The organism is Mesorhizobium sp. CNPSo 4671, from assembly GCF_057784245.1.
Window position 1 is genome coordinate 747,188 of record NZ_JBWLUW010000002.1, and the last position, 7,470, is coordinate 754,657.

Sequence of the window (7,470 nt, forward strand, 5' to 3'; positions counted from 1 at the left end):
AATGACTGGAGTTTTGCCGATGAACGCCAGAGCCGAATTCACCCAGCGCACGATCGATGCCGAGCCCTATCCGTGGCCCTATAATGGTGACCTGCGCCCCGACAACACGGCGCTGATCATCATCGACATGCAGACCGATTTCTGCGGGCCGGGTGGCTATGTCGACCATATGGGCTACGATTTGTCGCTGGTGCGGGCGCCGATCGAGCCGATCAAGGCGGTGCTCTCGGCGATGCGGGCCAAGGGCTACACCATCATCCACACACGCGAGGGGCACCGGCCCGATCTCGCCGACCTGCCGGCCAACAAGCGCTGGCGCTCGCGCCGCATCAATGCCGGCATCGGCGACCCCGGCCCGTGCGGGCGCATCCTGGTGCGCGGCGAGCCGGGCTGGGACATCATCCCCGACCTCTACCCGATCGAGGGCGAGCCGATCATCGACAAGCCGGGCAAGGGATCGTTCTGCGCCACCGATCTGGAGCTGATCCTCAACCAGCGCGGCATCGAGAACATCGTGCTCACCGGCATCACCACGGATGTCTGCGTGCACACCACCATGCGCGAGGCCAATGACCGCGGCTATGAATGCATGATGCTGGAGGATTGCTGCGGGGCGACCGACTTCGGCAACCATCTGGCGGCGATCAAGATGATCAAGATGCAGGGCGGCGTCTTCGGCACGGTGTCGAATTCGAAGGCGCTCGTCGCGCAGCTGCCGTGAGGAGGCCGCGATGAGCGACAGGAAAGCGGTCGGCGTCGAAACCATCGGCATGTCCATGCGTTTCGGCGGCTTCACGGCGCTGGACGCCGTGTCGGTGAAGGTGCCGGCGGGCTCCTTCCACGCGCTGCTCGGCGAGAACGGCGCCGGCAAGTCGACGCTGGTCAAATGCATGATGGGTTTTTATCACCCGACATCAGGTGACATCCTCGTCGATGGCCGCGAGGTGGCGATCGCCAGTCCGCGCGACGCCTCGGCGCTCGGGCTCGGCATGGTCTACCAGCATTTTACGCTCGTGCCGTCGCTGACGGGGGCGGAAAATCTCGTCATCTCGCGCGAAAAAGTTCCTGGCATCATCGACTGGCGCAAGGAGCGCGGCGAGCTTGCCGTGTTCATGGAGCGGATGCCGTTCAAGCTGCCGCTCGACGTCAAGGTGGCGGAGCTCGCGGCCGGCGAGAAGCAGAAGCTCGAAATCATCAAGCAGCTCTATCTCGGCCGCTCCTTCCTGGTGCTGGACGAGCCGACCTCGGTGCTGACGCCCGGCGAGGCGCAGGAAGTGCTGGGGCTGGTGCGCGACATGACCAAGGCTGGCGACCTCACCGTGCTGATGATCTCGCACAAATTCCATGAGGTGACCGCCTTCGCCGACGATGTCAGCGTGCTGCGCAAGGGCAGACTGACGGGAACCGGCCGCGTCGCCGATCTCGACCACAAGGCGATGGCGGCGATGATGATCGGCGACCAGCCGATCGCCGCGCTCGACAGCCGCGCGGCGCCAAAACCCGATGCCGAGATCGTGCTCAAGGTCAAATCGCTGAAGGCGCCGGACCGCACCGGTCTGAAGTCGATCCGCATCGAGGACCTCGGGGTGCGTTCGGGTGAGATCGTCGGCATCGCCGGCATTTCCGGCAACGGCCAGAAGGAATTCCTCGAAGTTCTGGCCGGCCAGCGGCCGCGCGACGCCGGCGAGGTGCTGGTGCGCGGCTCCGCCTATGCGGCGACGCGGGCCGAGGCGCGCGCGCTCAATGTGCGGCTCATTCCCGAGGAGCCGCTGAAGAATGCCTGCGCCCCGAAAATGACGGTGGCCGAAAACATCTCCTTCCGCACCTTCGACATGGACAGCAACGGCAGACCGGTGAGCTGGATCAACGCCAGTGCCATCCGTGCCTTCAGCGCCAGGCTGGTCGAGCAGTTCAAGGTCAAGACCGCCTCGCTGTCGTCGCCCATCGCCTCGCTGTCGGGGGGCAATGTGCAGCGCGCGGTGCTGGCGCGTGAGCTGACCGGCGAGGTCGACCTGCTGATCGTCTCCAACCCATGTTTCGGCCTCGATTTCTCGGCCGTCGCCGAAATCCGCGCCCGCATCATGAAGGCGCGCAATGCCGGAGCCGCCGTGCTGTTGATGTCGGAGGACCTCGACGAGTTGCTGGAATTGTCGGACCGCATTTTCGTCATGTCGGACGGCGCGCTGGTCTACGAGACGCCGATCGCCGGGGCGAGCGTGCAGACCATCGGCGAGCATATGGCGGGACATCATTGATGGCGGAAATCGATGCGCAGCCGTTCGCCTTTGCCTTCAAGCCGCAGACGATGGCGCTGGTCGTCATCGACATGCAGCGCGATTTCGCCGAGCCGGGCGGCTTCGGCGCCAGCCTCGGCAATGATGTCAGCCGGGTTACGGCGATCGTGCCGACGGTGAAGAAATTGATCGAGGGGTTCCGCGCCGCCGGCCTGCCGGTAATCCACACGATGGAGTGCCACCGCGCCGATCTATCCGACCTGCCGCCGGCCAAGCGCAATCGCGGCAATCCGTCGATCCGCATCGGCGACGTCGGGCCGATGGGCAGGGTGCTGATCGTTGGCGAGCCGGGCACGGCGATCCTCGACGAACTCAAGCCGCTGCCGGGCGAGATCGTCATCGAGAAGCCGGGCAAGGGGGCCTTCTATGCGACCAGCTTCGGTGACGAACTGAAGCGGATTGGCGCACAGCAGCTGGTTTTCGCCGGCGTCACCACCGAGGTCTGCGTGCAGACGACGATGCGCGAGGCCAATGATCGCGGCTATGAGTGCCTGCTCGCCGAAGACGCGACGGAAAGCTATTTCCCCGAATTCAAGGCGGCGGCCATCGCCATGATCCGCGCGCAAGGCGCCATCGTCGGCTGGACGGCGACGACCGACCAGGTGCTGCAGGGACTTGCCGATGGCTAATCTGAGTTTTGCCGGCCTCGTCGGTGGCGGCTGGCGCGACCTGGCGTTCGAACCTTTTCGCGAGGGCATCACCGTGCACTGGCTGCTCAAGGGCGGACCGGTCGAGCCGTCGGTGGCGATACTCGACTACCGGGCGGGCGCCGGCGTGCCGCGCCATCGCCATGTCGGGCTGGAAACCATCGTCGTGCTCGCGGGCACGCAGAGCGACGAGAACGGCGATTATCCCGCCGGCAGCGTCATCCTGAACCCGGTCGGGACCGAGCATTCGGTGTGGACGAACGACGGCTGCGTCGTGCTGATCCAGTGGGACTTGCCGGTGATCATTCTGGGGGAGGCCAAATGAGCGAGATCCGCTTCGATATCGGCAGTCTGCATGCGGCCTATGCGGCTGGTGTCACTGTCGCCGCCATAATCGATGCCGTGCATGAGCGCATCGCGGCGGCCGACGATCCCGGCATCTTCATTCACCTCGCCGGCAAGGCGGAGATGCTGGCGCAGGCGCAAAAGCTCGGACCGTTCGACCCGGTGGCCAAGCCGCTGTGGGGCGTGCCGTTCGCGGTCAAGGACAACATCGATGTTGCCGGCATGCCGACCACCGCCGCCTGCGCCGAATATGCCTATGTGCCCGACAAGGACGCCACCGTGGTGGCGCGGCTGAAGGCCGCCGGCGCGCTGGTGGTCGGCAAGACCAATCTCGACCAGTTCGCAACCGGCCTTGTCGGCGTGCGCACGCCCTATCCGATCCCGAGGAACGCCGTCGATGCCAGCCTGGTGCCAGGCGGCTCCTCGTCGGGGTCGGCGGTGGCGACGGCGCGCGGCATCGTCTCCTTCGCGCTCGGCACCGATACGGCCGGCTCCGGCCGCATCCCCGCCGGGCTCAACAACATTGTCGGGCTGAAGCCGACTGTCGGCGCGCTGTCGGCCGCCGGCGTGGTGCCGGCCTGCCGCACGCTCGACTGCGTCTCGGTGTTCGCGCTCACCGTCGACGACGCTTATGCGGTGTTCTCCGTCGCGGCGGCCAAGGACCCGGCCGATGCCTATTCGCGAACCGTGAAGGTGCCGGCGCTGGCCGCGCACCCCCCGGTGCTGAGCGTCGGCGTGCCGGCGAAGGCGGACCTGCAATTCTTCGGCGATGGCTCGATGCAGGCGGGCTTCGAGGCGGCGCTTGGCCTGCTGGAAAAGCTTGGCTGCCGGCTGGTCGAAATCCCCTTCGGTGATTTCTACGCCACCGCCAATCTGCTCTATGAAGGCGCCTGGGTGGCCGAACGCTATGCGGCGATCCGCGATTTCATGGACGCCAACGAACCCGCGATGCATCCGGTGACGCGGAAAATCATCGGCGGCGCGCGCGGTCTGTCGGCGGCCGATGCCTTCAAGGGCCTGTACGCGCTGCAAGCCTACAAGGCGAAGCTCGCCCCGGTCATCGCTTCGGTCGACCTGTTCTGCGTGCCGACCGCGCCGACGCATTATGCGCTGGACGCCGTGCTCGCCGACCCGATCACCACCAACAGCCGGCTCGGCACCTACACCAATTTCGTCAACCTGCTCGACATGTGCGGCATCGCCGTGCCGACCGGCAAGCGCGATGACGGGCTGCCGATGAGCGTGACCTTGCTGGCCATGGCGGGCAGGGACTGGCTGACCGCGGCACTTGCCCGCGACGTCCATGCGGCGAGCGGCCTGCCGCTCGGCGCAATCGGCTGGGCGCAGCCGGGCAGCGCACCGCTTGACGAGCGCGCGCCGGACGGGATGATCGATCTCGTGGTTGTCGGCGCGCATCTGTCGGGCATGCCGCTCAACGGCCAACTCACCCAGCTCGGCGCGCGGTTTTCGCGAGCGGCAAGAACATCCACAGCCTACAGGCTCTATGCGCTGGCCGGCCAGTCCGTGCCCAAGCCCGGCCTGATCCGCGTCGCCGAAGGCGGCGCCGCCGTCGAGGTCGAGGTCTGGCGGCTGTCGGCCGACGCCTTCGGCCGCTTCGTCGCCGCCATTCCGCCGCCGCTCGGCATCGGCACCGTCGAGCTCGAGGACGGCAGTTCGGCCAAGGGTTTCCTGGCCGAAACCGTTGGGCTCAGGGGTGCCTCCGACATCTCGTCCTTCGGCGGTTGGCGCCGGTTTGTCGAGCGCGGCGAGGCGGTGGCGGAGCCGGGCGAGCAGCGGTCAAAGAGAGCGGTGCCGGGCTGAGTGGCGGCAAAGGCCGCTCAGCCTGTCGCCGCGATGCCGGCATGGTGGCTGCCCAATTGCCAGAAGGGCAAGGGGAAGCGGCTATGCTGTACCTCAAGCAGGCGAAAACCCGCCGCGCCGATCAGGTGCAGCGGATCGCGGTTGAGGTGGCAGCCGCCGGCGATCGATCCCCACAGCCGGTTCAGCCGCTCCTGCCAGCGGCGGCAGCGCGGCCCCTCGGCCTGGCCGTGCTCGACGAAGATCAACCGGCCCGTCGGCTTCAGGATGCGCCGGATTTCGCCGAGCGCCGCCTCGGCGTCGGGAATGGTGCAGAAGGCATAGGTGACGACCACCGTGTCGGCGAAGCCATCGGCCAAGGGCAGGCTTTCGCCGCCGGCGCGGATGCATTCGACCGGGAATGGCATGGCACGGCTCTTCGGCGCGGCGAGGCCGAGCATGGTGCCGTCGGGATCGACGCCGATCAGGCGCTCGACCCTGGAGGCGTCATAATAGGGCAGGTTGAGGCCTGAGCCGAAGCCGATTTCGACGACGACGCCTTCAGCCCTCGGGATGACGCGCCTGCGCATCCGCGAAAAGGCCCCGGCAGAACAGCCGGCGTGGACGAAATAGGGGGCGACGCAGCGGGCGTACCAGGAGAGGCAGGTCTGGCACATGGTTCAGCCTCCATGCCCGGTGGCGGCAAGGACGCTGCGGGCAAGCGGTTCTGGTGTGCGATGGCTTGATGTATTGACCGGTGACATTTCTCGCTCCAAGGGAGTTGATCGGGCCCGATCGCCCGACATCGCGGGGATGGATAGAAGGCCGGCGTCCCCTCAACGTCCTCTCGAATCCCTTGCGGCCGCGTGCGGATCGATGGAGCGGATACAACTCAGACTTCTGGGTTTTCCGGAGTTCCGGCTGAACGGGCAGCCGATAGAGCTCGCCTTGCGCAAGGCGGCTGCACTCCTCATCTACCTCACCGAGGCCGGCGGACCAGTGGCGCGCGACGTCGCCGCCACGCTGCTGTGGCCTGAAGCCGACGCGGAAGCCGCCCGCGCCCGCCTGCGGCGCACGCTCTACAAGATCCGCATCGCGTTCGGCGAAGAGCTCTTATCCGCCAGCGCGGCATCGCTCAGCCTGCGCCCGGCGCTCCTGGTCGAGGCCGACGCCATCGCCTTCGATCATGCCTGCGATGCCGGGCAACTCGACGAGGCCGCCGGCCTCTACACCGGCGACTATCTCGCCGGCTTCTCGCTGCCGGATTGTCCTGAATTCGAGGAGTGGGTGTTCTTCCGCCGCGAGGCCTTGCGCAGCCGGCTGGTGCAGGCGCTGGAGCGGCTGGTCGAAGCCAGGATCGCCGGGGGCGACGCGCGTGGTGGGGTGCTGCACGCGACGCGCCTTGCCGCCCTCGACCCCTTGAGCGAAAGCGCCCACCGCCATCTGATCCGCGCCCATCTGGCGGCCGGTGACCGGGCGGCGGCCGAGCGCCAGGGCGAGGCCTGCGTGCGGCTGCTGCGCGACGAACTCGGCGTGGCGCCGGACCCCGCCACGCTCGCTCTGCTGCGCGCGAGCGATGCCGAGCCGGAGATGCCCAGAACCCGCTATGTCGCCGTGGACGGCATCCATATCGCCTACCAGACCATAGGCAGCGGCCCTGCCGACATCGTGCTCGTTCCCGGCTTCATCTCGCATGTCGAGCGCATCTGGGAAGACCGGAGCTGCCGCGCCTGGCTGAATGCTGTGTCGCGGCTCGGCCGGTTGATCCTGTTCGACCGGCGCGGCATGGGCCTGTCCGACCGCGTCGGCGCCCGCCCGACCGTCGAGGCCACCGCGCGCGACATACTGGCGGTGATGGATGCCGCCGGCAGCCGCCGCGCTTTGCTGGTCGGCGCCTCGGAGGGCGGGCCGGGCTGCATCCGCTTCGCCGTCGACCATCCCGACCGCCTGACCGGCCTGGTTCTGTGGGGTTCGCTCGCCAAGGGCAGCCACGCGCCCGACTATCCCTTCGCGCTCACATCGGCGCAATACGACCTCTGGCAGCAGCGCCTGCTCGCCGGCTGGGGCGGCCCGGCCGAAATCGAAACTTTTGCGCCCAGCGTCGCCTCCGACCGCCAGGCGCGCGCCTGGTGGGCCGGCCTGCTCAGGGCCGCTTCCAGCCCCGGCGCGGTCGCCGGCCTGCTGCAGGCGCTGCGCGATGCCGATGTGCGGCCGCTGCTGTCAAAGGTCTCGGCCAAGACGCTGGTGCTGCACCGCAGGGGTGACCGCGCGGTGCGGTTGGAGGCCGGGCGGTACCTGGCGGCAAGGATAGCGGGGGCGCGGTTTGTCGAGGTCGATGGGCAGGATCACTGGTTCTGGGTGGGGGAACAGCGGGCGCTGCTGGAGGG

The 7,470-nt window shown here is 67.8% G+C and carries 7 protein-coding genes; 6 read left to right on the top strand and 1 reads right to left on the bottom strand.

Going from position 1 to position 7,470, the window contains the following annotated elements; genetic code table 11:
- The first annotated feature begins 19 nt into the window (after positions 1-19).
- From biuH to atzF, 5 genes are read left to right on the top strand one after another with little or no spacing between them, the layout of a single operon-like run.
- Positions 20-721, top strand: coding sequence for a biuret amidohydrolase (biuH, locus tag AC04SF_RS08135; RefSeq protein ID WP_488477315.1), 702 nt, complete (start codon positions 20-22; stop codon positions 719-721).
- Positions 722-731: 10 nt separating this feature from the next.
- Complete coding sequence (locus tag AC04SF_RS08140) at positions 732-2,255, top strand: ABC transporter ATP-binding protein (protein WP_488477316.1); 1,524 nt, start codon at positions 732-734, stop codon at positions 2,253-2,255.
- Positions 2,255-2,923 (top strand): cysteine hydrolase family protein, encoded by a 669-nt coding sequence (locus AC04SF_RS08145; protein ID WP_488477317.1) that lies wholly within the window; start codon positions 2,255-2,257, stop codon positions 2,921-2,923. The genes AC04SF_RS08140 and AC04SF_RS08145 overlap by 1 nt, the downstream gene beginning before the upstream one ends.
- Entirely contained in the window at positions 2,916-3,266 is a 351-nt protein-coding gene (locus tag AC04SF_RS08150; protein WP_488477318.1) for a cupin domain-containing protein, read from the top strand. Before AC04SF_RS08145 ends, AC04SF_RS08150 begins: the two co-directional genes overlap by 8 nt.
- The gene (gene atzF, locus AC04SF_RS08155) at positions 3,263-5,107 is read left to right on the top strand and encodes an allophanate hydrolase (protein WP_488477319.1); all 1,845 of its coding nucleotides are present in this window, start codon (positions 3,263-3,265) and stop codon (positions 5,105-5,107) included. The genes AC04SF_RS08150 and atzF overlap by 4 nt, the downstream gene beginning before the upstream one ends.
- Before the next feature lie 17 nt (positions 5,108-5,124).
- On the opposite strand, the gene AC04SF_RS08160 is transcribed toward atzF, so the two are convergent.
- Positions 5,125-5,760, bottom strand: a complete 636-nt coding sequence (locus AC04SF_RS08160) for a class I SAM-dependent methyltransferase (RefSeq protein ID WP_488477320.1) — start codon at positions 5,758-5,760, stop codon at positions 5,125-5,127.
- A 199-nt stretch (positions 5,761-5,959) separates the two neighbouring features.
- On the opposite strand from AC04SF_RS08160, the gene AC04SF_RS08165 reads away from it, so the two are divergent.
- Positions 5,960-7,470, top strand: a 1,511-nt coding sequence (locus AC04SF_RS08165; RefSeq protein WP_488477321.1) for a bifunctional AfsR/SARP family transcriptional regulator/alpha/beta hydrolase, incomplete at its 3' end; no start/stop codon positions are given.

Excerpts from the sequence above, each read along its gene's own strand:
- atzF (WP_488477319.1), top strand. The coding sequence starts at position 3,263 with ATGAGCGAGATCCGCTTCGATATCGGCAGTCTGCATGCGGCCTATGCG.
- AC04SF_RS08150 (WP_488477318.1), top strand. The coding sequence starts at position 2,916 with ATGGCTAATCTGAGTTTTGCCGGCCTCGTCGGTGGCGGCTGGCGCGAC.
- biuH (WP_488477315.1), top strand. The coding sequence starts at position 20 with ATGAACGCCAGAGCCGAATTCACCCAGCGCACGATCGATGCCGAGCCC.
- AC04SF_RS08145 (WP_488477317.1), top strand. The coding sequence starts at position 2,255 with ATGGCGGAAATCGATGCGCAGCCGTTCGCCTTTGCCTTCAAGCCGCAG.
- AC04SF_RS08140 (WP_488477316.1), top strand. The coding sequence starts at position 732 with ATGAGCGACAGGAAAGCGGTCGGCGTCGAAACCATCGGCATGTCCATG.
- AC04SF_RS08160 (WP_488477320.1), bottom strand. The coding sequence starts at position 5,760 with ATGTGCCAGACCTGCCTCTCCTGGTACGCCCGCTGCGTCGCCCCCTAT.